The sequence below is a fragment of the Pantoea sp. X-Soil-ISGK-259 genome, from assembly GCF_059730705.1.
Genome location: NZ_AP035986.1, coordinates 62,953 through 86,973 on the forward strand (window position 1 = coordinate 62,953; position 24,021 = coordinate 86,973).

The following is a 24,021-nucleotide window of genomic DNA, read 5'->3' on the forward strand; positions in this document are numbered from 1 at the left end:
ATGGATTCGCAACGCAATCTCTTTCTCATCGCTTTTCTGTTCGTGACCTTTATGATCTGGCAAGCCTGGCAGACGGACCACGCTCCGCAGCCACAGCAGACGCAGACCACACAGGGCACCAACAGCGTAGCGGGTGATGCCGCCAGTCAGGGTGTACCGGCCAGCGGTCAGGGCCAGACGATCACCGTTAAGACTGATGTCCTGTCATTGAATATCAACACCCGAGGCGGTGATGTTGAACAAGCACAGCTGCTGACTTTCCCGGACAAACTGGGTTCAGACCAGCCGTTCCAGCTGCTTGAAACAACGCCAGCATTCCTTTATCAGGCTCAGAGCGGTTTAACCGGTCGTAATGGCCCGGATAACCCGAACAACGGTGCACGTCCGCTGTTCAACGCTGCACAGAATCACTTCGAGATGGCTGATGGCCAGTCCGAACTGCGTGTGCCGATGACCTATACCGCTGAAAATGGCGTGGTTTATACCAAAACCTTCATCTTCAAGCGTGGCGAATATGCCGTTAATGTCGATTATCATGTCAACAACACCACGCAGCAGCCGCTGGAAGTGTCGTTGTTTGGCCAGTTGAAGCAGACGATTGATCTGCCAAAGCATCGTGATACCGGCAGCAACAACTTTGCGCTGCACACCTTCCGTGGTGCGGCCTACTCCACCAGCGAGTCGAAATATGAGAAGTATAAATTCGACACTATCGCGGACAACGAGAACCTGAACGCGACCACCAGCAATGGCTGGGTGGCGATGCTGCAACAGTACTTTGCGACGGCATGGGTTCCGCGTACCGAAGGCACCAACACCCTTTACACCAGCAACCTGGGTAACGGCGTTGCGGCAATTGGCTATAAATCTGCACCGGTCACCATTGCCGCAGGCGCACAGCAGAATCTGGGTGCAACGCTGTGGGTCGGCCCGGAAATTCAGGACAAGATGGCCGCGATTGCGCCGCACCTTGATCTGACCGTGGATTACGGCTGGTTGTGGTTTATCTCTCAGCCGCTGTTCAAACTGCTGAAATTCATCCACAGCTTCATCGGTAACTGGGGCTTCTCCATTATCGTGATCACCTTCATCGTGCGCGGCATCATGTACCCGCTGACTAAAGCGCAGTACACCTCGATGGCCAAGATGCGCATGCTGCAGCCGAAAATTCAGGCGATGCGTGAGCGTCTGGGTGATGACAAGCAGAAGCAGAGCCAGGAAATGATGGCGCTGTATAAAGCAGAGAAAGTGAATCCGCTGGGTGGCTGTCTGCCGCTGGTGATTCAGATGCCAATCTTCCTGGCGCTCTACTATATGCTGTCAGGCTCGGTTGAACTGCGTCATGCCCCATTCGTTCTGTGGATCCATGACCTGTCAGCGCAGGACCCGTACTACATCCTGCCGATTCTGATGGGCATCACCATGTTCTTCATTCAGAAGATGTCACCGACCACCGTGACCGATCCGATGCAGCAGAAGATCATGACTTACATGCCGGTGATTTTCACCGTGTTCTTCCTGTGGTTCCCGTCAGGTCTGGTGCTGTACTACATCGTCAGCAACCTGGTCACCATTCTCCAGCAGCAGCTGATTTATCGCGGCCTGGAAAAACGTGGTCTGCATAGCCGCGACAAGAAGAAAGCGTAAGCGATTCAGCGCGGGAGTCATCCCGCCCTTAAATAGTCTATTCTCAGGCGGTCAAAGCGACCGCCTGTGTTTTTTGTAGCGAGAGAAAATTTATGAGCCACAGCGATACCATTGTTGCCCAGGCAACACCGCCTGGACGCGGCGGCGTAGGCATTCTGCGCGTCTCTGGCGCCCAGGCGGCAGAGGTTGCCCGCCAGCTGCTGGGTAAACTGCCTAAGCCGCGTTACGCCGATTATCTGCCGTTTACCGATAGTGACGGCAGCGTGCTGGATCAGGGCATTGCGCTGTGGTTTCCTGGCCCCAACTCCTTTACCGGCGAAGATGTGCTGGAGCTGCAGGGGCACGGCGGTCCGGTTATTCTTGACCTGCTGCTGAAGCGCATCGTGGCGCTGCCTGGCGTGCGTATTGCCCAGCCGGGTGAGTTTTCTGAGCGGGCGTTTCTGAATGACAAGCTCGATCTGGCGCAGGCCGAAGCGATTGCCGACCTGATTGATGCCAGCTCTGAGCAGGCGGCACGGTCAGCGGTCAACTCGCTGCAGGGCGCGTTCTCCACCCGCATCAATCATCTTGTGGAAGCCCTTACTCATCTGCGGATTTATGTCGAAGCGGCTATCGACTTCCCGGATGAGGAGATCGATTTCCTTTCTGACGGCAGAATCGAAGCACAGTTGAATACGGTGATCGGCGACCTGGATGCGGTCCGCGCCGAAGCGCGTCAGGGCAGCCTGCTGCGTGAAGGGATGAAAGTGGTGATTGCGGGCCGGCCTAATGCGGGTAAATCGAGCCTGCTGAATGCGCTGGCGGGCCGTGATGCCGCCATCGTTACAGACATTGCGGGCACCACCCGGGACGTCTTACGTGAGCATATTCATATCGATGGCATGCCGCTGCATATCATCGACACCGCCGGTCTGCGTGAGGCCAGCGATGAAGTTGAACGTATCGGGATTGAGCGTGCCTGGCAGGAGATCGAGCAGGCTGACCGCGTGCTGTTTATGGTCGATGGCACCACCACCGATGCCACCGAAGCAGCGGCTATCTGGCCCGATTTTGTCTCCCGTCTGCCGCCGGAACTGCCGATTACCGTGGTCCGCAACAAAGCAGACGTCACCGGTGAGCCTCCCGGTCTGACAGAAATAAACGGTCATTCACTGATTCGTCTGTCGGCACGTACCAGTGAAGGCGTTGATGAACTGCGTGATCACCTGAAGCAGAGCATGGGATTTGCAGGCAACATGGAAGGCGGCTTCCTGGCACGCCGTCGTCATCTCCAGGCGCTGGAGCTGGCGGCAATGCACTTACAGCAGGGCCGAGCACAGCTGCTCGGTGCCCGGGCGGGTGAGTTACTGGCCGAAGAGCTGCGTGTTGCTCAGCAGGCGCTGAGTGAAATCACCGGCGAGTTCACCTCTGACGATCTGCTGGGTCGTATCTTCTCCAGCTTCTGTATTGGTAAATAGCCTCACTGGCCTGATGGCGATACGCTGTCAGGCCTGATTTCCCGCCTCGCGCTATCTTCTGCTATTCCCGCCTCTGCGTTCATTCTTGCTGATAAGTTATTTTGCGACGGCACCGCGTTGTCGTATAACGGTAGACGCGCCGATCTGACGGCGGCTACAGATTGCGGTGAATGATCCCCGCCTCATCCAGCCGCGTCGGGCCGGGCGCAAATCCACAACGTGAACACCCTTGGGCGAAGCTTTTCGCCTGTAACAGGAGAGTTACATGAGTACACCGCTCGACACTGCCGCACTGGACACGCTGTTTAATGACGCCCGCACTCACAGTTACTGGCAGGATAAGCCTGTCGATAACGCCCTGCTGGAACAGCTCTATGCCTTAACGGCACTGGGCCCGACCTCGGCGAACTGCTCGCCAGCGCGTTTTGTTTTCGTAACGTCTGCGGAAGGCAAAGAGAAGCTGAAACCGGCACTCTCTTCCGGCAATCTGGACAAAACCATGAGCGCGCCGGTCACGGTGATAGTGGCCTGGGATCGCGAGTTCTATGAACAACTGCCCGCGCTGTTCCCGCATGCGGATGCGCGTAGCTGGTTTACCGGCAGCCCGGAAGCGGCGAAAGAGACGGCTTTCCGTAACAGCAGCCTGCAGGCAGGTTATCTGATTCTGGCGGCTCGCTCGCTGGGTCTGGATGCCGGTCCGATGTCCGGTTTTGATCCGGCCAAAGTCAATGACGCGTTTTTCCCGGACGGTCAGTATCAGGTTAACCTGCTGATCAACCTCGGATATGGTGACGCATCAAAACTGCATCCGCGTCTGCCGCGACTGAGCTTTGATCAGGCGAGCCGCTTCGCCTGATGCTCTCCGCGTCGCGATTCAGTTCGTGACGCGGATCACCGCATTAACGGCGCAGCATTTTCTGCAGGCGCTTTTGCTGCCAGCGCTGCGTCAGACCATGAAACACAAAGGTCCGCATCGCCCGGACAATCAGCAGCGCTCCCCAGATTGCCGCAACCCAGAGCGACCAGTGATCATCCGGCGCCGTCACATGATTCAGGACGAACAGCAGTCCGCAAACCACCACCGCAGTAATCAGTGAACGGTAAAAGCGTGCTTCACCGGCGATCCTGCTGCGCGCATCAGTAATCCGCTGATCCAGCGCCAGATCCTCGCCGTTCTGCGGACCGGTCAGATCAGCAACGTTCACCTCAAAGACGGCAGCCAGCGCACTCAGGGTTTCCAGTCCCGGCCGCTCACCATTTTCAATACGCTGCACGGTGCGGGTGCTCAGTCCCGCCATTTCTGCCAGCTGTTCCTGTGACCACGCCCGTGCCAGGCGATGTTCTTTAAATCTGTTGATGCTGCTCATTCTTATTCTCCGAAGTAACAGACAGGAAGGAAAAGTGTGCGGCGGAACGTCCGGCAGTAACACGATCCTGACCCGACAGCAGCCTGACACCCGCATGACAGCAGTGTCGCAGCTACGCTGGCTGCCCGCGGGATGGCTAACCAGGCACGCGCATCAAACCCGGTTCTGCTGAGGGTGTCCCCTGATGAAACACCATTCGCCAGTTCTGACCCTCACGACGCCGCTCATCCTATTCTGAATTTAAACTAATGTTCGCGTTGACGGATGCAATGTGTTAAGAAAATTCCTACAATGCTTCTGATGATTATCTGACCATTTTCACGGAGCGACAGATGGCTGGTCATTTTGTACGCTGGACGGGCGACCCCGGCTTCCCGGCGAAAGATATGTGTATTCCCCAGGCGATTACCGACACGGCACAGCAGTTTGCTGACAAACGCCGTGGGCGATTTCTTGCCGCACGAACCCTGCTGGCACAGCTTATGCTGCGGGTTTATGGCATTCAGACACTGCCGCGCCTGATTATCCAGAGCAATGGACGTCCGGTGTTTGCTGACAGCGAACTGCCCGATTTCAGTATCGCCTATGCGGGAAATACGGTGGGCGTCCTGTTGGCCGAAGAAGGAGGACGTGCCGGTCTGGATATGGAGATCGTTCATGCGCGGAGCCGTCAGACGCAGGAGCAGCTGATTCAGGGATTCACCTCGGGCGAGATCGCCTGGATTAATGCCCAGCAGGATGCCATGGAAGCGGTGACGCAGATCTGGACGTTGCGGCAGAGCATTCTCAAGCTGACGGGAGAGGGTGATCGGGGACTGGATTCGCTGCGCCTGTTGCCGGGAGCGGGTCGGCTGCGATCGTCACTTTATCCTGATATCCAGGTGGTGTGCGATGCGGAGCCTGTGCTGGTCTGGTCGTGCGCGCTGTCGTCTGCGACCCAGCGTCTGCACCTGTGGGAGATGGATAGCGACTTTCAGTGGCGCGGATTACGCGAAATCGAGATGGGTAAGCCCAACATCGGGCCTCTTGCCCTGCGGCTGACCAGCCTGCCCAGCGAGCGCAGCCTGCATCCTGAAATGTAAAAAGCCGCAACCCGAAGGTTGCGGCCCTGAATGTGCTTAGTGCCCGTCCACAAAAACAATCTTCAGAACAAACAGCAGCGCAACAATCACTACGCAGGGGCTGATTTCACGCCAGCGTCCGGTGCCCAGCTTCATTACGCAGTAAGCGATAAACCCCAGCGCAATGCCTTCGGTGATGGAAAAGCTGAAGGGCATCATGGCAGCGGTCACAAAGGCCGGAACGGCCTCGGTCAGATCATCCCAGCGCACGCGCGACAGGCTGGCGGTCATTAACACGCCTACGTAAATCAGCGCGCCCGCCGCAGCGTAGGATGGCACCATTGCGGCCAGCGGTGACAGGAAGGTTACCAGCAGAAACAGCAGGCCGGTCACCACGGCCATCAGCCCGGTACGACCCCCAATCGCCACGCCCGACGTGCTCTCGATATAGGCGGTCACGGATGAGGTGCCCGCCAGCGCGCCACTCACCGAACTAATGCTGTCGACATAAAGCGCCTGCTGCATGCGCGGGAAGGTGCCGGTTTCATCGGTCAGTCCCGCTTTATCGGTAACGCCGATCAGTGTGCCGGAGGAGTCGAACAGATTGACCAGCATAAAGGAGAAGATCACCCCCGCCATGCCAATGTTGAATGCGCCTTTAATATCGACCTGACCGACTACAGACGTTATCGATGGGGGTGCTGAAAACAGGCCGACAAACTTCACGTCGCCCAGCATCCAGCCGATGCCGGTGGTGATCACCATTGAGATCAACACCGCTGCGTGGATATTGCGTGATGCCAGAATGGCGATAATAAAGAAGCCGAGTGCGCCCAGCAGGACGCTGTGCGAGGTCAGATTCCCTACCGCCACCAGGGTATCGGGATTTGGTACGATAATGCCGGCATTTTTCAGCCCCATCATCGCGATAAACAGACCGATACCGGCGGTGATGCCAACGCGCAGGCTCAGCGGGATATTGGCAATCATCCAGTAGCGCACCCGCAGCAGCGTCAGGATCAGCAGGCCAACCGCGCCCCAGAAAATCGCGCCCATACCGACCTGCCACGAATAGCCCATCGCCCCGACCACTACAAAGGCGAAGAAGGCATTCAGCCCCATTGCGGGTGCCAGCGCCACCGGCAGATTAGCAAACAGTCCCATCAGAATGCTGCCGAAGGCGGCGATCAGACAGGTGGTCACAAACACCGCCTGGGTATCCATGCCGGCGACGCCGAGGATCTGCGGATTGACGAAGACGATATAGACCATCGTCAGAAAAGTGGTGATACCCGCGATCACTTCGGTGCGCACCGTGGTGCCATGTTCCTGCAGCCTGAAGATGCGCTGCAAAACGCCTTGCTTGCTCATGCCATCCATCCAGAAGAAAAAATCATCGGCGCGTATCCTGGCGATTTTACCGGGGCAATACAATGATTTTTCGCAACCGATTGCCAGTCTCGCAATCTGCGCTGAGTGCGGTAGAGTGTGGAATACACCCCGAATCGAAGGATAGAGTCTGATGTCAGTAGAATGCGTCTTTTTTGATTGCGATGGCACGCTGGTCGACAGTGAGTTGCTCTGTACCCAGGCCTACGTTAACACCTTTGCCCGTTACGGCCTGGCGCTGTCGCTGCAGCAGATGTTTGAAAAGTATAAAGGCGTCAAACTCTACGACATCATTCGTGACGTGGGCGATGCGCATCAGGTAACGCTGCCGATGGAAGAGGTGGAAACAGCTTATCGCGCGGAAGTGGCAAGACTGTTTGATCTGCAACTGCAGCCCATCCCAGGCGCGAAAGCGCTGGTTGAGCAGATAAAAGTGCCGATGTGCGTAGTCTCAAACGGAACCGTAAAAAAGATGCAGCACTCGCTGGGCTTAACCGGCATGCTGCCGCTTTTCGAGGAGCACCTCTACAGCGGCTATGACATTCTGCACTGGAAGCCCGATCCGGAACTGATGTACCACGCTGCAGAACAGATGCAGGTGCCGATTGAGCGCTGCATTCTGGTGGATGACTCCGAAGCGGGCGCCCGCGCCGGTATCGCCGCTGGCATTCCTGTCTACTACTACTGCGCTGACCCGCACAACCCTGAACTGGACCACCCGCTGGTGACCCGCTTCGACGATATGGTGCAGCTGCCTGCGTTGTGGCGCGCCCGTGGCTGGGATCTGGTGTAGCGCTGGCCAGAATATGACACGCACCGTCTGGTTTTTAACCCTGCCTGGCGTGATGGCGCTGGATCTGACCGGCCCGGCTGAGACGCTGCAGCTGGCGGGCGATCGCTTTTCGCTGCGCTATATTGGTCCGCAGCCGGAGGTGGTCTGCTCCACCGGCATGACCATTGGCGGCATTGAACCCTTACCGGAACAGTTGCCAGAAGGGAGCCTTCTGGTGGTGCCGGGCGTCTATGATTCGCAGATCTGTTATGCCACACCACAGGCCGCAGAAGCACGCGACTGGCTGAGGCGCCAGAACGCCGCGCTGTGCGCGCAGACCTTCATGCTGGTCTGCGTCTGTTCGGGTGCGCTGCTGGCGGCGCAGGCGGGCATGCTCGATGATGTACTCTGCACCACTCATCATGATGTGATTGCCCGGCTGAAAGCGGCGGCTCCACGTGCACGGGTGCAGGAGAATCGGGTGTTTGTCGGGCATGAGAATATCTGGACCAGCGCGGGCATCACGGCCGGGATCGACCTGGCACTGCATCTGATCACTCAGCTTTGTGATACGCCCACCGCGCTGGCGGTGGCGCGGGAAATGGTGGTCTGGTTTCGCCGCGCCGGTGACGACCCACAGCTTTCACCCTGGCTGCGTTATCGCAACCACATGCATCCGGCCATTCACCGCGCGCAGGATCTGATGATTGCCCATCCAGAGCATGGCTGGACGCTGACTGAACTGGCCGGACGCACCCACGTCAGCAGCCGCCATCTGGCGCGTCTGTTTCGTCAGCATCTGGGGATCAGCGTGCGGGAATACCATGAGCAGCTGCGGGTTGGCGTGGCGCGCCAGCGTCAGCAGCAGGGTGAGTCTGCCGAAAAAGCGGCGCTGGCGGCGGGGTTTTCATCGGCGCGCCAGCTACGACGCGCCCGCCAGCGTGAAGCCGATCAGCTGACGAAATGACGGGTATCGACGCGTTTCAGTGCCATTCCCAGCAGCAGGCTGCCGCCCAGCGTCAGCCCAAACACCCAGGGCAGGTCGAGCCAGGGACGCGACATATCATCGTAGTGATGCGTGCGCAGATAGTGAATGAAGAGCGCGTGAAAGCCGTAGATTGGCAGTGAATAACGGGCAATCAGCGTTAAACCGGGAAGAGTGCGCTGGTTCAGGCTGTTTTTAAACACGATCAGCAGGCTGATGGCGGCGATAAACACCAGCGGTCCGCAGTAAAGATACCAGGTATCGTTAAACGCGCCGTTGACGATCAGCGCCTTTTTCGTCCCCAGCGTAATACCAATCACACAGGCGATAAACAGTCCGGTAGCCAGCGGCGTCAGGCCGCGCCGGGTCGTATCCATGGTGCCAATCGCCCGTCCCAGCAGTGCATAGAGCAGGTAGTAAATGCTGTCACCGCTGACATAGAGGTTAACCGGCAGGAAATGAAACGGGCCCAGCGACTGACTGACCGTATTGGGGTTGGCGAGCACCGCCAGCACCAGCACCAGTAGCGCCACATAACGCGCCTGCACATTTTTTACCTGAATCAGCGGCGACATCAGATAGATGCCAATTAGCGCAAAGAAGAACCACAGGTGATAGAACACCGGCTTCTGCAGCATCTTCAGGATCGACCGTCCTTCGCTGATTGGCGTCAGCCAGGTGATATAGGCCAGCGAAACCGCGCTGTAGAACAGCAGACAGAGCACCAGCCTGACCATGTGGCGCGGCTGGGCGCTGCGTTCGCCGAAAAACAGATAGCCGGAGATCATAAAGAACAGCGGAACGCAGACGCGTGATGCCGAGTTCAGCAGATTTGCCACATCCCAGGTGGTGCCCGTCACCGCCATCGGCCCGGTGATATACCAGGTGGTGGTGTGAATCACGATCACCATCAGGCAGGCGACCGCGCGTAAATTGTCTATCCAGTAAATCTTCTGCGGCATGGCGTCCTCTTGCGCATCGCTCCGTGCGCCAAAGGGTAGTCAAATGCGACCAGAGCAACAACTGCTGCCAACAGGATTCAGAGGCATCTGTATGCCAGCGCCCTGAATCACTGCGAAAACGTGCCGGTTGCGCCTGGGATTTACGGCTGCACATCGCGCGGTCAAAGGGTATACTGTCGGCCTCTTTTTTTAATCTAACCGAAGCGCGTGCACACTCAACATGCAAAAGTTTGATACCAAAACCTTTCAGGGGCTGATCCTGACCTTGCAGGATTACTGGGCGCGTCAGGGCTGCACCATTGTCCAACCGCTGGACATGGAAGTGGGCGCTGGCACTTCACACCCGATGACCTGCCTGCGCGCACTCGGCCCGGAGCCGATCGCCGCCGCCTACGTGCAGCCATCACGCCGTCCAACCGATGGTCGCTACGGTGAAAACCCGAACCGTCTGCAGCACTATTACCAGTTCCAGGTGATCATCAAACCGTCACCGGACAACATTCAGGAGCTCTATCTCGGCTCGCTGAAAGAGCTGGGTATGGATCCGACGGTGCATGACATTCGCTTCGTGGAAGATAACTGGGAAAACCCGACGCTGGGTGCCTGGGGACTCGGCTGGGAAGTGTGGCTCAACGGCATGGAAGTGACGCAGTTCACCTACTTCCAGCAGGTTGGCGGCCTGGAGTGTAAGCCGGTGACCGGCGAGATTACCTACGGCCTGGAGCGTCTGGCGATGTATATCCAGGGCGTCGACAGCGTTTACGATCTGGTCTGGAGCGACGGCCCGCTGGGCAAAACCACCTACGGCGATGTGTTCCATCAGAACGAAGTGGAGCAATCCACCTATAACTTCGAATACGCCGACGTCGATTTCCTCTTTACCTGCTTCGAGCAGTACGAGAAAGAGGCGCAGCATCTGCTGGCGCTGGAAAAACCGCTGCCACTGCCCGCCTACGAACGCATTCTGAAAGCGGCACACAGCTTCAACCTGCTGGATGCCCGCAAAGCGATCTCGGTAACAGAGCGTCAGCGCTATATTCTGCGCATTCGTACCCTGACCAAAGCCGTGGCTGAAGCTTACTACGCCTCTCGCGAGGCAATGGGCTTCCCGATGTGCAATAACAAAAAGTAAGAGGCAGCCATGACTGAACAAACCTTCCTGGTGGAGATCGGCACCGAAGAGCTGCCACCAAAAGCCCTGCGCAGCCTGGCAGAAGCCTTTGCCGCGCAGGTCACCGCTGAACTGGATGCCGCCAACCTGAGCCACGGCGAGGTCAGCTGGTTTGCTGCACCGCGTCGTCTGGCACTGAAAGTGGCAAACCTGAGCGCCTCACAACCCGATCGGGAAGTGGAGAAGCGCGGTCCGGCTGTTTCCGCAGCGTTTGATGCTGATGGCAACGCCACCAAAGCCGCCGAAGGCTGGGCGCGTGGTAACGGCATTACTGTCGATCAGGCTGAACGCCTTGCCACCGATAAAGGCGAATGGCTGGTTTACCGCGCTCAGGTCAAAGGCGAAGCCGCTCAGGCGCTGCTCCCTGCGATGATTGCGACCGCACTCAGCAAGCTGCCAGTGCCCAAACTGATGCGCTGGGGCGACAGCGATGTGCAATTCGTTCGTCCGGTTCACACTGTGACGATGCTGCTGGGCGATGAACTGATCCCTGGCACCATTCTGGGCATTAAGTCAGACCGGGTTATTCGCGGTCACCGTTTTATGGGTGAAAGCGAAATCACGCTCGACAACGCCGATCAGTACCCTGATGTGCTGGAAAAACGCGGCCAGGTCATTGCAGACTATCAGGTTCGCAAAGCGATGATTAAAGCCGATGCAGAAGCAGCCGCACGTCGCTTAGGCGGCAACGCCGATATCAGTGACAGCCTGCTGGAAGAGGTGACGTCGCTGGTGGAGTGGCCGGTGGTCCTGACCGCGACCTTTGAAGAGAAATTCCTCAAGGTGCCTGCGGAAGCGCTGGTCTACACCATGAAAGGCGATCAGAAATATTTCCCGGTGTATGACAATGACGGCAATCTGATGCCGAACTTCATTTTCGTCACCAACATCGAGTCCAGCGAACCACGCCAGATCATCTCCGGCAACGAAAAAGTGGTACGTCCACGCCTGGCCGATGCGGAGTTCTTCTTTAACACCGACCGCAAAAAGCGTCTGGAAGATCATCTGCCGCGTCTGGAAACCGTCCTGTTCCAGAAAGAGCTGGGCACGCTGCGCGATAAAACCGACCGCATTCAGGCTCTGGCGGGCTGGATTGCCGGTGAAATTGGCGCCGATGTGAATCACGCCACCCGCGCAGGCCTGCTGTCGAAGTGTGACCTGATGACCAACATGGTCTTCGAGTTCACCGACACGCAGGGCGTGATGGGCATGCACTATGCGCGTCACGACGGCGAAGCAGAAGATGTGGCGGTCGCGCTGAACGAGCAGTACCAGCCGCGCTTTGCCGGTGATGATCTGCCGTCAAGCCCGGTTGCCTGTGCGCTGGCGATTGCTGACAAAATGGATACGCTGGCCGGTATTTTTGGCATCGGTCAGCATCCAAAAGGCGACAAAGATCCGTTCGCACTGCGTCGTGCGGCGCTGGGCGTGCTGCGTATCATCGTTGAGAAAAACCTGCCGCTCGATCTGCAAACGCTGACTGAAGAAGCGGTGCGTCTGTATGGCAGCAAGCTGAGCAACGCCCGCGTGGTCGATGATGTGATCGACTTTATGCTGGGTCGCTTCCGCACCTGGTATCAGGAAGAGGGTCACAGCATCGACACGCTGCAGGCCGTTCTGGCGCGTCGTCCGACTCGTCCGGCTGACTTTGATGCACGCATGAAAGCGGTGTCGCACTTCCGTACGCTGGAAGCAGCCTCAGCACTGGCGGCGGCGAACAAGCGCGTCTCTAACATTCTGGCGAAATCGACTGAAACGCTTAATGAGAGTGTGCAGGCGTCGCTGCTGAAAGAGAACGAAGAGATCCAGCTGGCGACCTTTGTTACCGCGCTGAGCAGCAAGCTGCAGCCTTACTTCGCGGAAGGTCGTTATCAGGATGCGCTGGTCGAACTGGCTCAGCTGCGTACTGCGGTAGATAACTTCTTCGATAAAGTGATGGTTAATGCCGACGATCAGGCGGTGCGGGTCAATCGCCTGACGCTGCTGTCAAAACTGCGAGAGCTGTTCCTGCAGGTCGCGGATATCTCGCTGCTGCAGTAATGTGATTAGCGGTGCGAAAAAGGGACGAGCAATCGTCCCTTTTTTTATGGAATTTTTTGGGCCGGGATAGCCTGAGTATACGTATGTTTTTTCGTAAATCCGGGGGTTAAGCGTGACGACCTGAGCGAAGAGCAGCGGCAGACGATCAGCGCTCTGGGGACGCTGGCGGCGGGACTTGCGGGTGGAGTCGTGGGTGACAGTACGGCGGATGTTGTGGCGAGTGCTCAGGCGGGGGAAAATGCGATTGAGAATAACTCGCTCAATGATGGCTGGAACAGCATGTTGTCATCAGGAACAAATGATTACGGACTGACCGTAGGCTCGTGGAATCAGTATGGCAAGGACAATAATCTGACACCAGAAAAAATTCAGGAAGGGATGAATCATATTGCTATTGGTGAAGGGCCTTCCTGGGGGACTGAATATAAGGTTAAACCTAATGGAAAAGTTGAAGTTTCAGGTGGCGTGGGACTTGCTTTGAAAAGAGGATATGAGATTAATAATGATTGCTTCTCTATTTCTACAGGATACACTAAAGAATTTGGTATTAAGGCTGGAGCTTCAATCGGTATTGACTTTGGTCCATATTTCCCGGGATTGTTTGGAGACTTAAATCGTGATTATTCAACTAGCGTCGGTTTTGGTCCCGGTTCTGTAGGAAATGTCTGGCGGGAAAGATGGCATTGGTGTTTCGTTTTCTACTGGACTGGGAATTGGTTTTACAGGTTCTGCTATTGATTCCTATGATAAAAAATAGATATGAACGGTGACTCCACTAAGGAAATATACCGCTATGATTTCGAATGATATTATTTTCAATGTTTCATCCTTTATGTTGTTATGTTTTTTATTGTTATGGGGTGGTTGTTTTTTTATTTTTGTTTATAAAAATCTTGGTGGCGCTAAGGTAGGTAAGGACTCCATGCTTTATTTCAATTATATGTTTTTTAAACGGGATGCTTTATCAAACTGTGCATTGGTTTTTCTTGTTCTTGGATATATGTCTGCAGCGATAGCGGAGTATCGAAGGGGGGCGGATGAATTATTGTTAATGTCTAATTTTTCCGGAGGACTTGCATTTTTTCTTTTTGCATTGTACGGGAAGTATCTCCACCAAGGATTTACTGATGATAAAAGCCCCTTTTATTTCATAAAGGTTTTTTTGACAAAAACAGATCTATCCTTTGGCTCGATTTTTCTCTGGCTATCAAGACTGGCTTATACAGCATGGTTAATTGTAGTTCTTTGCAATTAAAAAGTAATCTTGCATTAGTTGCACTACACTATATTCCTGCCGGAAAAAGGTCGCAGAGCAGTTGCTGGAAATCGGGGTAAAAGCAGGGCCTGCCGGACTGGCCATTAAAGATGTAGCTGATAAAATGCCCTCCAATGACTGGAGCGTCTTGTCACCCTGTAGATAATGGATAACGATGAGATTATTGGGAAGTATCTGAGTTCGTTGCAGGATTAGTATGCCCATTTAAATACTGGTGGTGCTCAACTTGCAGGCACAGAAAACATTGGCAAACTGGTAAATCCAGTTCAGGATGAAAATAAAGGGACGTCGTTAGTTACGCCAGCTAGATCTGGTGAGCAAGTAGCAAGCCATACGGAGAATATTGAAGGCGCGCTGAATACGGATGGAAGTATTACGGAAACATCGATTGCGGAGCAGAATACGGCTTATCTGGCTTATTTATTTGAAGACAGTAAATATGTTCCTGGCCCTAAAGATGCTATAGGCGGCTTGAGAACACCAATGGATTTAAGTGATTCTAAAGCTCAATATTTCTTTAATAAATCAATTCAATTAGGTGAGCAGCGTTAAGTTGGAATGATTTTTTTGCATCTTTCTTTAAATCTGGATAGGTCGGTGGCCTTATCCTGGGTATCAGAATCTGTATAAAAATGTGGTTAAAGAAAAGAAAAAAGCAGAAATTCCCACCTGAATAAACACTCAATCCCGGCCTTTAAATGCCGGGATTTTTTTACCTGCCGATCACTCCTTAGCCAGCCGGATAATCAGTTGGCCCTGTTCGGCGATAATGCTGACTGGCTGGCCTTGACGAATCCCCACTGCTCCAGCCATCGTCCTTTGATGGTCAGTTGAGGTAATGGATTCGGTCTGCCGCCGTTGGGGCGGTAACCGACGATGCTTTTACGTGCTTGGGGTACAGCGGGTTCTGACGTAGAATCTCTTCCAGCCATAATTAACTCCGATTCAGTTAGTTGTGGTCAGCGGGCTGTTGGTGTTCCACCACCTTCAGTCCGCGCTAAAAATCTCTCGTTACGTTCTTCCTTTACTGTTTTCTTCTGTTCACATATATATCGTCTGCTTCGTAAGTCTGCTGAACGCTAAGTAATAGATTGCGAGGCGTCTCTGGCAAACGAATTATTTTTCACTTTGCCATTTCGTTTACATCTTCTTCTCAATATTCTTTTCAGCAACTGCAATCAGCCGCTTATTCATAATAGCGTGGTGATTGTCGGCATCACTATAAGAGTGGAATGGGGATGACAGAGAAAGGGATGACAGGCATGATGACAACACAAATGACACCACACGAGAGTCCGGCCATGAGCACTATCCACTTCAGAATCGATGACGACGTTAAACGACTCGCCATGCGGGCAGCCGAGCGCCAGAAGAAGACGCTGACTGAGGTTATGCGTCAGCGAGCGGAAGAGCTGGCTGCTGAAGAGCGGCAATATCAGGAGGGTAAACATGATGCATGGCTGGAAGAGCAAATAACGGCGGCGTTCAGTCGTTATGATGCCGGTGAAAGTGAGTTCATCAGTAACGATGAAATGAATGCCCGCATGGAAGAGCTGAAAGCGCAGGCCGCGCGGGGAACATTGTGATATCAGCCGTTCAATGGGAAAAACAGGCGCAGGCGGACAGGGAGACGATATTTCGTTATCTGTATCGTGAGGCTGGCGTACGGGTAGCCAGTGCAACAGACGTTAAGTTTATCCGTATGCCCAGTCTGCTTAGCGAAAACCCCCTGGCGGGCACGAAAGTCAGCACAGAAAAACAGCGTAAGCTGGCAGTCCCACGCTTTCCCTTTATCATTCTCTATGTGGCTGAAACAGATGGGGTTCGTATTCTGCGTATACTGCATACATCCCAAAAAATAACAGGCCGCTATCAAAGATAGTCAGCCAGTTACTTGTGTCTCAGAAAGTCAGATATAAGGACGTCCTCAGAAAGAACGGCGCGCTTCAGAGCTGGATTAGACAATTAGCCCCAAAACCGCATCTTTGAATCCAGCCACCTGCCAGCTACAGCACCCATCACGCCGCAGGCGGCGTTGTCCGCGCAAAGCTCTCGCGCTGAAACAGCGTTTCCGCCAGCTTCACCAGCGCCGGTCGTTCGACACACCAGTTTGGCACCACGCGGCGGAAATTGAGATAGCCGATCATGCAGCCGGTGGCGATATCCGCCAGACTGAGCTGGCCGTTGTTCAGCCATTTTCCTTCAGCGGCCACGGCTTCCAGCATGTCGAGGCTGCGCTTAATCTTTTCACGGTTACGCAGCAGGACCTCTTCGGACTGCAAATTACCCGGACGCATCTGCTCGCGAACAATCACCAGCGCAGCATCGCTGACGCCATCTGCCAGCTTCTCCAGCTGACGGATGTTGAGCGACTTAAGCGGATCGGCAGGCAACAGGGCCGGCTCCTCACCGCGCAGTTCCAGAAATTCCGCGATGATGCTGGAGTCGAACCAGATTTGCTTATCGTCAGCGACCAGCGCCGGAACTTTGCCCAGCGGATTGTAGTGCGGCACGTGACTGTCATCGCTGTAAGGCGATGCATTAACGAATTCAAACGTGATGCCTTTTTCCAACAGGATAATCGAAATCTTACGCACAAACGGGCTGGTATAGCTGCCAATCAGTTTCATCAGGTTCTCCGGATTCAGTGACTATTCGCCAGGAAACATAAAAGGATTGAGACTGCTGCGCGCGAAGCCTTCCTGCTCCATTTTTGCATCCAGTATCAGCGACGCCAGGTCATCGGCCACCGGTTCAATGGCCGGATCGTTCTCCTGATAGAGCATCTTCAGATAGGTGCCGCAGTCGCCACAGCTTTCCGCCTTCACGGCTGCTTTCTCGCTGCTGAGCGACCAGTAGTGCAGGTCACGGGACTGTTCGCACTGGGTACATTTGCTGCCCACGACATGCCATTCACTTTCGCACAGATTGCAGTGCAGATAACGCGCGCTTTCATGACTGCCCATATGAACGATGCTGGCGACCGGCATACTGGCGCAGACCGGACAGAACTGACGCTGATTCCCCATTTCAGCGTGTGCCTTACCGGGTATCAGGGCTGCCATCTGCGCCCAGTAGAGCGAGAGTGCTGCCCAGATAAAGGGCGCTTTATCGTTGCTCACCTGTGCATACTCGCCGGTAAACAGCGCACCGGCCAGTGTCTCCAGCTCTGTGGCTGAGGCCTTCTCCAGATTCTCCAGCACCGCCAGCGCCTGACCGCTCATCTCCGGCTTCAGCTCAGCAATCAGCGAGTGCAGCAGCCGTTGCCAGTGTGGATCGCGCGGCAGAGTATGGATGTTCAGCGGTGGCTTGCCCTCGCTGGCGCTCTGCGTCAGTCGGGCATGCAGATCGAGATGCAGAGGATGGTCATACAGCACAATTTCCTGCGCTTCAGCGATCACCGCCGCAAAGCGCAGATAATCGCCGAGTGGATTTTTCGCCGCAAGATCGCGCAGTCGCGCGGCACGACGGCTGTATAAATTTTTCAACCGTGGAAAAAGTAACGGCGGAATCATCTCCTCCGTTGTTTTTTCGCCTTTCTCCAGCGGATCCTGCGGGATTATACGAATACTCATCAGGGGCGTTTTTCCTGTTTTATTGGCGAATTACGCCGCTCACGATATCCACAAGGATAATGCTGTCTGGCTCATTAAGAGCATATTCAGCTTTCTACCCTCGCGGCCAGTGTGCCTCTGACCCATAATGCGGCATAAGCGGGCACCATAATCACGATGATCAGCGTCACTGCCGAAACAGAATGCACAATCAGTGCCAGCCGACTCAGCGGAATGACAAAGGCATCTGAAAAGTACGGTCCCCGGATCACAATGCCGCTGGCAGGCGGCAGTACTAAGCTGATGATAGCAGTCCAGAACAGACTCTTCTGACCAAAGTTCTTTTTACGGGTGTCTCCTGCCTCTTTATTCACTGTAATCTGATGAATCTCTCTGGCCCGTTAAAGGGTAAGGCGACGGATTGGCATGTGTTTCGGGTTCCCCAAAACATCCGCATTAACACTCCAGTGATTTGCAGATTTTCCCGGCGTTAACACATGAAAAAGACCTTTTCTCATGGGGCCGCCAGCAGGCAGGGCGACAGTTATTTTCACTGAAGAAACCGCATCAATTGCCTCGCTGTTTATTTGCGCTCTCGGGGGCTAAAAGGCAGAATCAGGGCGCGTCTATGCTCTGCATTACCGGGCACCGAATGAGATCATCTCTTAACAACAGGTTATATTTTTGAAAGCTATCCAGCCTGATTCAGGCGAAGATTTAACAATTCAAACCGGCGTTAGCAGGACGCAGGTGTGGCAGCGCGCCAGTCTGACCGATGCACAGGATGACTGGCTGGCAGACGAAGTTCCGGTGGCGCTGGTCTATAACGGTATATCACACGTGGTGATGATGACCACGCCCAAAGACCTGGAGGCTTTTGCGCTGGGCTTTTCGCTATCAGAGGGCATTATCGACGCACCTGGCGACATTTTCGGCATGGATATTGTGCCGGGCTGTCACGGTATTGAGGTGCAGATTGAGCTGTCCAGCCGCCGCTTTATGGCGCTGAAAGAACAGCGTCGCGCGCTGGCAGGCCGGACCGGCTGCGGCGTGTGCGGTGTTGAACAGCTGGACCAGATTGGCAAGCCGCTCTCTCCGCTGCCGTTTACCCAGACCTTCGCGCTGGACCACCTGGATCGGGCGCTGGGCCAGCTGAAAGATTATCAGCCGGTCGGACAGAAAACGGGCTGCACCCATGCTGCTGCGTGGATCCAGCCTGATGGTCAACTGGCGGGTGGCTGTGAAGATGTAGGGCGCCATGTGGCACTGGATAAGTTGCTGGGTTATCGCAGTCAGGCTGCGTGGGGACCGGGCGCGGTGCTGGTCTCCAGCCGCGCCAGCTATGAAATGGTGCAGAAGTCTGCCATGTGCGGCGTGGAGATCCTGTTTGCGGTCTCGGCGGCGACCCGCCTGGCGGTTGAGGTGGCTGAGCGCTGCAACCTGACGCTGGTTGGATTCAGTAAACCTGGCCGCGCCACAGTCTACAGCCATCCTCAGCGTCTGCGTTAAACCACCATTACCGCTGGCAATGTCTGCTGCAACGCCTCAAGTGCGGCACCGTTGTCGCCGCCACTGTCAGTAATCAGCAGGGAGATCGCCTGCGGCGGCGCGTAAACCGTGCGGCTGACCACGCCGAGTTTGGTGTGATCGGCCAGCAGATAGCAGGCAGCGGATTGCTGCACCATTGCTCTGGCGATAGCCGCTTCGTGCGGGTGAAAACTGCTGCCACCGCACTCTGCGTCAATACCCACGGGCGACAGCAGCGCGACATCGGCTCGGTAGCGGATAATCTCGCCAACGGTGATTTCGCCGCGCGTCTGTTGCGCACCCGCCGACATCGTCCCACCCAGCAAAATAATCTGATTATTCAACGGCTGGTTTTCTTCTCCAGCGCTCAGTGCCAGCGCGGCCTGCAGGCTGTTGGTCACTATCGTCAGGCCGGAAAGGGCGTGTAACTCCTCTGCCAGCAGCGTGGTGGTGCTGCCCGCATCAAGAAACAGCGTCTGTCCGGGCTGCAGCAATTGCGCAGCGGCGCGGGCGATTGCGCGTTTCTCCCGGGTCTGGGTGCTGCGACGTTCCGTGAGCGGCGGTTCAGCCTGGGTTTCAATGGCCACCAGGCCACCGTGGACGCGGCGTGCCAGACCCAGCGCTTCCATCTCAATGATGTCGCGGCGCGCGGTTTCGCGTGATACCCCCAGCTCCCTGATAATGCGCTCGGTACTGACCTGGTTTAGCCGGGTCAGTAAGGCACGGATGCGATGAAGGCGCGTTTCCTGCAGCATAGAGAAATCCTTATAAAGCGCGAAGAGCATGGATGATACGCCAGTGACGCGAAAGATTCTGTCTGGATCAGAGAGCAAGCTTAGCGCGGCGGCTTGACGGCGTCATGTGTATTTTATTGCTTTTGTGTATTTTGTTGCATTTTAAATTCAGGCAGGCATGATACAGGAGTCCGCTCTTCTTCCTTCATCCTTGTAACGGGAGTCAATATGGCCACGCGTTCCACCATTATGGATACCAACAGTTTTCGTGCTGAACATGCCGATGCGCTCGACAGTGACACACGCAAACTGACCGATAAACGCAGCAAAGTGCTTGGCGAATCCTATCGCCTGTTCTATCGCAAACCGGTTCATCTGGTGCGGGGTGAAGGGCAATATCTGTGGGACGCAGCGGGCGATAAATATCTCGACGTTTACAACAACGTGGCGAGCATTGGTCATTGCCATCCGGCCGTGATTGAGGCGGTGACGCAGCAGATGAAAATGCTGAACACCCACACGCGTTACCTGCATGAAAAGATTCTGGATTACAGTGAAGCGCTGCTGGCAACGACACCTGCGGCGATCGATCGCGCGATGTACATGTGCACCGGATCGGAAGCCAACGATCTGGCGATTCGCGTGGCGCGCGCGTTCAGCGGCGGTACCGGAATTATCGTCAGTAAAGAGGCCTATCACGGCACCAGTGAGCTGACCTCCGGCGCGTCTCCGGCACTGGGCAGTGGACAGCCACTGGCACCGACCACGCGGCTGGTGATGCCGCCAGATGCCTACCGTGTGGATGCGCCCGACCTGGGTGACTGGTTCGCAGACCAGATTCAGCAGCAGATTGATGACATGGCGGCGCACGGCATTAAATTTGCCGGTTTCCTGGCGGACTCGATTTTCTCCTCGGACGGCGTTCTGCCCAATCCACGCGGCTTCCTGAAAAAAGCGATTGAGGTGGTGCATGCCAACGGCGGCATTTTTATTGCCGACGAAGTTCAGCCTGGCTTTGGCCGAACTGGCGACGCGTTCTGGGGCTTTGGTCGCCACGATGTGGTGCCTGATGTGATTACCACTGGCAAGCCGATGGGCAATGGCATTCCGGTTTCCGGACTGCTGGCAAAAAGTGATGTGCTGGCAGCCTTCAGCGATTCGATTCCCTACTTCAATACCTTTGGGGGGAATCCGGTCGCGATGGCGGCGGCGCAGGCGGTGCTGAACGTGATTACCGAAGAGGGATTACAGGAACACAGCCGCGTGGTCGGCGCGAAGCTTCTGGCTGAGCTGCGAACCCTGATGGATCGCTATGAGTGTGTGGGGGATGTGCGCGGTGCCGGACTGTTTATCGGCTTTGAACTGGTCACCGATCGTCACAGCAAAACGCCGGACAAAACGCTGGCGCTGGATTTGATTGAGAAGCTTCGTGAACATCGTGTGCTCACCTCGGTCGCCGGTCCGTATGGGAATGTGCTGAAACTGCGTCCACCACTGGCTTTCCAGGAGAGCGATATCGACTGGCTGGTTGGCGCACTCGACAGCGCCCTGCGCGAGCTGGGTCAGTAACGCGCAGAGCAGGGCCGACGCGGCGTTCAGGCGGGAGGCGTGCTGGCTGATAGCCTGGCATCAGCGTGCTGCTCTCCCTGCCTGGCACGTCTGAAAAGGCAGAGCCAGCATCAGCACACTGTAAAAACAACGGGTTGCTAATGCCGGCTTTCGCAAATCCTTAGGGTTAATAGGGCATTGATTACCCTTTTACGCTACATGAATTTAACTATAATGATTCGACTGCTTACGCGGCACGTCCCGAATTCGTCGTGCTGCTCAAACTAAATGGAGAGGAAGAACATGAGTTATTCACTGCCATCCCTGCCTTACGCATACGACGCACTGGAACCGCATTTCGACAAGCAGACGATGGAGATCCATCACACCAAACACCACCAGACCTATGTGAACAACGCTAACGCCGCGCTGGAAGGTACTGAATTTGCTAATCTGCCGGTAGAAGAGCTGATCACCAAACTGGATCAGCTGCCAGCAGACAAAAAAGGCCCACTGCGTAACAACGCAGGCGGTCACGCTAACCACAGCCTGTTCTGGAAAGGCCTGAAAACCGGTACCACGCTGCAGGGTGACCTGAAAGCGGCTATCGAGAAAGATTTCGGTAGCGTGGAAAAATTCCAGGAAGAGTTCGAGAAAGCCGCTGCGACCCGTTTCGGTTCTGGCTGGGCATGGCTGGTTAAGAAAGGCGACAAACTGGCTGTGGTTTCTACCGCAAACCAGGATAACCCGCTGATGGGTGAAGCGGTTGCCGGCGTTTCTGGCTTCCCGATCATCGGTCTGGATGTGTGGGAACACGCTTACTATCTGAAGTATCAGAACAAGCGTCCTGACTACATCAAAGCGTTCTGGAACGTGGTTAACTGGGACGAAGCGGCAGCCCGCTTCGCTGCTGCTCAGTAAGTTAACAAAGCGTAAACGCAATGAAGATAAACCGGTGAAATTTATTTCGCCGGTTTTTTTTATCTCTATTTTGTGTATTCCAGATTCGGACCCGAAGTCATCAGATATGAGTTTTAATGTTATTCCGCATTAACCTGCCGTTGATATTGACTATGTTATTTTCAGTGACATTCTTGTTTAACTCATTGTGTGTCGCTGACTATGTCAATTATAACTACTCAGGAAAATACGACCGAATCCTCTGCTTCTCTTTTTTTTCAGTTAATTAGCGGGAAATATGTTCCGGATAAACTCTGGAAAAGTAAACGTTTCCGCCTGAAATTTGTGTTAAGAACCTTAATATCGCCACTGACGACGCTGCATTATCTGGACGCGTTGTCGCATTTACCGCAACTCCCGCTGCTGATGAGCACGCAGGGATTGTTGCCCGCTAAGCTGCACCGGCCCTATCTGCGTTCAGGACTGAGCATTGCAGCACGTGCGCAGGCGATACTTGATCATTACAGCCTGATGAATAATCTGGAAAATCCTATGCTGCGCCAGCTGTTGCAAAGCGCTACGGATAATCCACTGGCCACACTGACCGGTAAAAATGGCGAAAACTTTATCCTCTCGTGCAGCTCTGGTTATTTCGACCGGGAAGGGGAAGTGACAATGGTATTGCGTTATAACGACGAAATTATTGCGTCGCTCTCATTTTCTATTCTCAACGAAAATAGCCAGCGCACCCTGTTAATTGGTGGACTACAGGGGCCGCGGAAACATATCAATAATGAGATGATCCGCGAGGCGACCAAAGCGGCTCACGGTCTCTTTCCAAAGCGTCTGTTAATGGAAGCGGTATTTATTGTTGCGAAGCAGTGCGGTGTGGAAAATATTCTGGCGGTAGGTGATGAGACACATGTCTTCCGCAGTCTGCGTTATCGCCATAGCAAAGGGGATAAGTTCTTTGCCAGCTACAGTGAATTCTGGCTGTCGCTGAGCGGTGAAGCGCGCAAAGATGGGATGTTTACTCTGCCGCTGAGCCTGCCGCGCAAGACACTGGAGGAGATCGCCAGTAAGAAGCGGGCAGAGTATCGCCGTCGCTATGAACTGCTGGATGCGCTGGCGGAGCAGGTGTACGCCGCCGCTTGCGAACGCAAAGCCGATGTCGATCAGGCAGCTGCCTGATCGACTCCGTCAGAATGCGCTTTTAGCGAAGCCGGTCATCGCTGTCAGACCCATCTCACGTCCCAGCGCGGTCATTGGATGCACCACCACCAGGCCGCGCACGCTTTTTTTCAGCGCGCCCAGATTTGCCTGCTCTTTCTTGGTAATTTCGCGGCTGAAGCCCATTTTCTGCAGCTTCTGCGCTTCGGCACTGAGTTTTTCAACCCGCTGACCGCGCAGGCGCTCAATCTCAATGACCAGCGCTTCTTTCTCTTTCAGCAACGCGCCCAGTTTCTCGACATCACCCGATTCAAGTAGCTGCGGTTCTTTGCGGTTCAATGCGTCCAGCTTATCGCTGAGAAGTTTGATTTCGTTCTTTTCTTGCTCTTTCATGACAACAACTCGTTGAGGAAAACAGGGCAAGGATACACCAAATCTGGCGCATATTCCCGTTCAGGTTA

General features: G+C 55.0%; 22 protein-coding genes and 4 pseudogenes. 17 read left to right on the top strand and 9 right to left on the bottom strand.

What is annotated here, in order from left to right; all coding sequences use genetic code 11:
• The 3 genes from yidC (at position 1) to AC6I77_RS00305 (ending at position 3,960) form a co-directional block, all read left to right on the top strand.
• The gene (gene yidC, locus AC6I77_RS00295; RefSeq protein ID WP_003849663.1) at positions 1–1,647 is read left to right on the top strand and encodes a membrane protein insertase YidC; all 1,647 of its coding nucleotides are present in this window, start codon (positions 1–3) and stop codon (positions 1,645–1,647) included.
• 92 nt (positions 1,648–1,739) lie between these two features.
• The gene (mnmE, locus tag AC6I77_RS00300) at positions 1,740–3,104 is read left to right on the top strand and encodes a tRNA uridine-5-carboxymethylaminomethyl(34) synthesis GTPase MnmE (RefSeq protein ID WP_182630222.1); all 1,365 of its coding nucleotides are present in this window, start codon (positions 1,740–1,742) and stop codon (positions 3,102–3,104) included.
• A gap of 265 nt (positions 3,105–3,369) precedes the next feature.
• Positions 3,370–3,960: a malonic semialdehyde reductase gene (locus tag AC6I77_RS00305; protein ID WP_003849667.1), complete on the top strand. Its 591-nt coding sequence runs from the start codon at positions 3,370–3,372 to the stop codon at positions 3,958–3,960.
• A gap of 43 nt (positions 3,961–4,003) precedes the next feature.
• Here AC6I77_RS00305 and AC6I77_RS00310 read toward each other — a convergent pair whose 3' ends face one another.
• Entirely contained in the window at positions 4,004–4,471 is a 468-nt protein-coding gene (locus AC6I77_RS00310) for a helix-turn-helix domain-containing protein (protein WP_039658651.1), read from the bottom strand.
• A gap of 332 nt (positions 4,472–4,803) precedes the next feature.
• Between AC6I77_RS00310 and AC6I77_RS00315 the strand changes: the two genes are divergently transcribed.
• Entirely contained in the window at positions 4,804–5,553 is a 750-nt protein-coding gene (locus AC6I77_RS00315) for a 4'-phosphopantetheinyl transferase family protein (RefSeq protein WP_003849671.1), read from the top strand.
• 36 nt (positions 5,554–5,589) lie between these two features.
• On the opposite strand, the gene AC6I77_RS00320 is transcribed toward AC6I77_RS00315, so the two are convergent.
• Positions 5,590–6,903 (bottom strand): NCS2 family permease, encoded by a 1,314-nt coding sequence (locus AC6I77_RS00320; protein WP_008926398.1) that lies wholly within the window; start codon positions 6,901–6,903, stop codon positions 5,590–5,592.
• Between the two features lie 151 nt (positions 6,904–7,054).
• On the opposite strand from AC6I77_RS00320, the gene yieH reads away from it, so the two are divergent.
• On the top strand, positions 7,055–7,714 hold the full coding sequence (gene yieH, locus AC6I77_RS00325) for a 6-phosphogluconate phosphatase (protein ID WP_154926841.1): 660 nt from the start codon (positions 7,055–7,057) through the stop codon (positions 7,712–7,714).
• A 13-nt stretch (positions 7,715–7,727) separates the two neighbouring features.
• The gene (locus tag AC6I77_RS00330) at positions 7,728–8,660 is read left to right on the top strand and encodes a GlxA family transcriptional regulator (protein WP_140916057.1); all 933 of its coding nucleotides are present in this window, start codon (positions 7,728–7,730) and stop codon (positions 8,658–8,660) included.
• Here the strand turns inward: AC6I77_RS00330 and AC6I77_RS00335 are convergent.
• Entirely contained in the window at positions 8,645–9,640 is a 996-nt protein-coding gene (locus AC6I77_RS00335) for an acyltransferase (protein ID WP_003849679.1), read from the bottom strand. The genes AC6I77_RS00330 and AC6I77_RS00335 overlap by 16 nt on opposite strands.
• Before the next feature lie 220 nt (positions 9,641–9,860).
• Here AC6I77_RS00335 and glyQ point away from each other — a divergent pair, with 220 nt between their 5' ends.
• From glyQ to AC6I77_RS00360, 5 genes and pseudogenes are all read left to right on the top strand, one after another.
• A complete protein-coding gene (glyQ, locus tag AC6I77_RS00340) occupies positions 9,861–10,772 on the top strand; it encodes a glycine--tRNA ligase subunit alpha (RefSeq protein WP_003849680.1) in 912 nt (303 codons plus the stop codon).
• 9 nt (positions 10,773–10,781) lie between these two features.
• The gene (glyS, locus tag AC6I77_RS00345; protein WP_039658644.1) at positions 10,782–12,851 is read left to right on the top strand and encodes a glycine--tRNA ligase subunit beta; all 2,070 of its coding nucleotides are present in this window, start codon (positions 10,782–10,784) and stop codon (positions 12,849–12,851) included.
• A 99-nt stretch (positions 12,852–12,950) separates the two neighbouring features.
• Positions 12,951–13,658, top strand: a pseudogene (locus AC6I77_RS00350) (polymorphic toxin type 25 domain-containing protein); the annotation flags it as partial.
• Entirely contained in the window at positions 13,645–14,106 is a 462-nt protein-coding gene (locus tag AC6I77_RS00355) for a hypothetical protein (RefSeq protein WP_033761724.1), read from the top strand. The pseudogene AC6I77_RS00350 and the gene AC6I77_RS00355, both read left to right, overlap by 14 nt.
• A gap of 37 nt (positions 14,107–14,143) precedes the next feature.
• Positions 14,144–14,265 (top strand): annotated as a pseudogene (locus AC6I77_RS00360) (VENN motif pre-toxin domain-containing protein); the annotation flags it as partial.
• Positions 14,266–14,850: 585 nt separating this feature from the next.
• Here the strand turns inward: AC6I77_RS00360 and AC6I77_RS00365 are convergent.
• Positions 14,851–15,059, bottom strand: a pseudogene (locus tag AC6I77_RS00365) (SymE family type I addiction module toxin).
• 369 nt (positions 15,060–15,428) lie between these two features.
• Between AC6I77_RS00365 and AC6I77_RS00370 the strand changes: the two are divergent.
• Both AC6I77_RS00370 and AC6I77_RS00375 read left to right on the top strand, forming a co-directional pair.
• A complete protein-coding gene (locus AC6I77_RS00370; protein WP_033743358.1) occupies positions 15,429–15,713 on the top strand; it encodes a damage-inducible protein J in 285 nt (94 codons plus the stop codon).
• Positions 15,710–16,009 carry a type II toxin-antitoxin system RelE/ParE family toxin gene (locus AC6I77_RS00375; protein WP_039658643.1) on the top strand — a complete coding sequence of 100 codons (300 nt, stop codon included), beginning with the start codon at positions 15,710–15,712 and terminating at the stop codon, positions 16,007–16,009. Before AC6I77_RS00370 ends, AC6I77_RS00375 begins: the two co-directional genes overlap by 4 nt.
• Before the next feature lie 136 nt (positions 16,010–16,145).
• On the opposite strand, the gene AC6I77_RS00380 is transcribed toward AC6I77_RS00375, so the two are convergent.
• From AC6I77_RS00380 to AC6I77_RS00390, 3 genes and pseudogenes are all read right to left on the bottom strand, one after another.
• Positions 16,146–16,757 carry a glutathione S-transferase gene (locus AC6I77_RS00380; RefSeq protein ID WP_003849694.1) on the bottom strand — a complete coding sequence of 204 codons (612 nt, stop codon included), beginning with the start codon at positions 16,755–16,757 and terminating at the stop codon, positions 16,146–16,148.
• Positions 16,758–16,778: 21 nt separating this feature from the next.
• Complete coding sequence (gene fdhE, locus AC6I77_RS00385; protein WP_003849696.1) at positions 16,779–17,702, bottom strand: formate dehydrogenase accessory protein FdhE; 924 nt, start codon at positions 17,700–17,702, stop codon at positions 16,779–16,781.
• A pseudogene (locus tag AC6I77_RS00390) lies at positions 17,702–18,079 on the bottom strand (cytochrome b family protein); the annotation flags it as partial. The pseudogene AC6I77_RS00390 and the gene fdhE, both read right to left, overlap by 1 nt.
• 286 nt (positions 18,080–18,365) lie before the next feature.
• On the opposite strand from AC6I77_RS00390, the gene fdhD reads away from it, so the two are divergent.
• The gene (gene fdhD, locus AC6I77_RS00395) at positions 18,366–19,190 is read left to right on the top strand and encodes a formate dehydrogenase accessory sulfurtransferase FdhD (protein WP_039658642.1); all 825 of its coding nucleotides are present in this window, start codon (positions 18,366–18,368) and stop codon (positions 19,188–19,190) included.
• Here the strand turns inward: fdhD and AC6I77_RS00400 are convergent.
• Positions 19,187–19,963 (bottom strand): DeoR/GlpR family DNA-binding transcription regulator, encoded by a 777-nt coding sequence (locus AC6I77_RS00400; protein WP_003849703.1) that lies wholly within the window; start codon positions 19,961–19,963, stop codon positions 19,187–19,189. The two genes, fdhD and AC6I77_RS00400, sit on opposite strands and share 4 nt — an antisense overlap.
• A 207-nt stretch (positions 19,964–20,170) precedes the next feature.
• Between AC6I77_RS00400 and AC6I77_RS00405 the strand changes: the two genes are divergently transcribed.
• The 3 genes from AC6I77_RS00405 to AC6I77_RS00415 all read left to right on the top strand — a co-directional run bounded on the left by AC6I77_RS00405 (position 20,171) and on the right by AC6I77_RS00415 (position 23,581).
• Positions 20,171–21,511 carry an aspartate aminotransferase family protein gene (locus AC6I77_RS00405; RefSeq protein ID WP_003849706.1) on the top strand — a complete coding sequence of 447 codons (1,341 nt, stop codon included), beginning with the start codon at positions 20,171–20,173 and terminating at the stop codon, positions 21,509–21,511.
• Positions 21,512–21,793: 282 nt separating this feature from the next.
• Positions 21,794–22,411 (top strand): superoxide dismutase [Mn], encoded by a 618-nt coding sequence (sodA, locus tag AC6I77_RS00410; RefSeq protein WP_008926407.1) that lies wholly within the window; start codon positions 21,794–21,796, stop codon positions 22,409–22,411.
• A gap of 201 nt (positions 22,412–22,612) precedes the next feature.
• Entirely contained in the window at positions 22,613–23,581 is a 969-nt protein-coding gene (locus tag AC6I77_RS00415; protein ID WP_078805060.1) for a VirK/YbjX family protein, read from the top strand.
• 9 nt (positions 23,582–23,590) lie between these two features.
• On the opposite strand, the gene AC6I77_RS00420 is transcribed toward AC6I77_RS00415, so the two are convergent.
• Complete coding sequence (locus AC6I77_RS00420; protein ID WP_008926409.1) at positions 23,591–23,953, bottom strand: YibL family ribosome-associated protein; 363 nt, start codon at positions 23,951–23,953, stop codon at positions 23,591–23,593.
• Positions 23,954–24,021: the final 68 nt, after the last annotated feature.

What these genes read in the sequence shown, in the direction of transcription:
- AC6I77_RS00420 (WP_008926409.1), bottom strand. Translation starts at nt 23,953, where the DNA reads ATGAAAGAGCAAGAAAAGAACGAAATCAAACTTCTCAGCGATAAGCTG.
- AC6I77_RS00320 (WP_008926398.1), bottom strand. Translation starts at nt 6,903, where the DNA reads ATGAGCAAGCAAGGCGTTTTGCAGCGCATCTTCAGGCTGCAGGAACAT.
- glyS (WP_039658644.1), top strand. Translation starts at nt 10,782, where the DNA reads ATGACTGAACAAACCTTCCTGGTGGAGATCGGCACCGAAGAGCTGCCA.
- AC6I77_RS00380 (WP_003849694.1), bottom strand. Translation starts at nt 16,757, where the DNA reads ATGAAACTGATTGGCAGCTATACCAGCCCGTTTGTGCGTAAGATTTCG.
- mnmE (WP_182630222.1), top strand. Translation starts at nt 1,740, where the DNA reads ATGAGCCACAGCGATACCATTGTTGCCCAGGCAACACCGCCTGGACGC.
- AC6I77_RS00305 (WP_003849667.1), top strand. Translation starts at nt 3,370, where the DNA reads ATGAGTACACCGCTCGACACTGCCGCACTGGACACGCTGTTTAATGAC.
- AC6I77_RS00355 (WP_033761724.1), top strand. Translation starts at nt 13,645, where the DNA reads ATGATTTCGAATGATATTATTTTCAATGTTTCATCCTTTATGTTGTTA.
- AC6I77_RS00335 (WP_003849679.1), bottom strand. Translation starts at nt 9,640, where the DNA reads ATGCCGCAGAAGATTTACTGGATAGACAATTTACGCGCGGTCGCCTGC.
- AC6I77_RS00310 (WP_039658651.1), bottom strand. Translation starts at nt 4,471, where the DNA reads ATGAGCAGCATCAACAGATTTAAAGAACATCGCCTGGCACGGGCGTGG.
- AC6I77_RS00400 (WP_003849703.1), bottom strand. Translation starts at nt 19,963, where the DNA reads ATGCTGCAGGAAACGCGCCTTCATCGCATCCGTGCCTTACTGACCCGG.
- AC6I77_RS00415 (WP_078805060.1), top strand. Translation starts at nt 22,613, where the DNA reads ATGTCAATTATAACTACTCAGGAAAATACGACCGAATCCTCTGCTTCT.
- yidC (WP_003849663.1), top strand. Translation starts at nt 1, where the DNA reads ATGGATTCGCAACGCAATCTCTTTCTCATCGCTTTTCTGTTCGTGACC.
- fdhE (WP_003849696.1), bottom strand. Translation starts at nt 17,702, where the DNA reads ATGAGTATTCGTATAATCCCGCAGGATCCGCTGGAGAAAGGCGAAAAA.
- AC6I77_RS00405 (WP_003849706.1), top strand. Translation starts at nt 20,171, where the DNA reads ATGGCCACGCGTTCCACCATTATGGATACCAACAGTTTTCGTGCTGAA.
- AC6I77_RS00330 (WP_140916057.1), top strand. Translation starts at nt 7,728, where the DNA reads ATGACACGCACCGTCTGGTTTTTAACCCTGCCTGGCGTGATGGCGCTG.
- yieH (WP_154926841.1), top strand. Translation starts at nt 7,055, where the DNA reads ATGTCAGTAGAATGCGTCTTTTTTGATTGCGATGGCACGCTGGTCGAC.
- sodA (WP_008926407.1), top strand. Translation starts at nt 21,794, where the DNA reads ATGAGTTATTCACTGCCATCCCTGCCTTACGCATACGACGCACTGGAA.
- glyQ (WP_003849680.1), top strand. Translation starts at nt 9,861, where the DNA reads ATGCAAAAGTTTGATACCAAAACCTTTCAGGGGCTGATCCTGACCTTG.
- AC6I77_RS00315 (WP_003849671.1), top strand. Translation starts at nt 4,804, where the DNA reads ATGGCTGGTCATTTTGTACGCTGGACGGGCGACCCCGGCTTCCCGGCG.
- AC6I77_RS00370 (WP_033743358.1), top strand. Translation starts at nt 15,429, where the DNA reads ATGAGCACTATCCACTTCAGAATCGATGACGACGTTAAACGACTCGCC.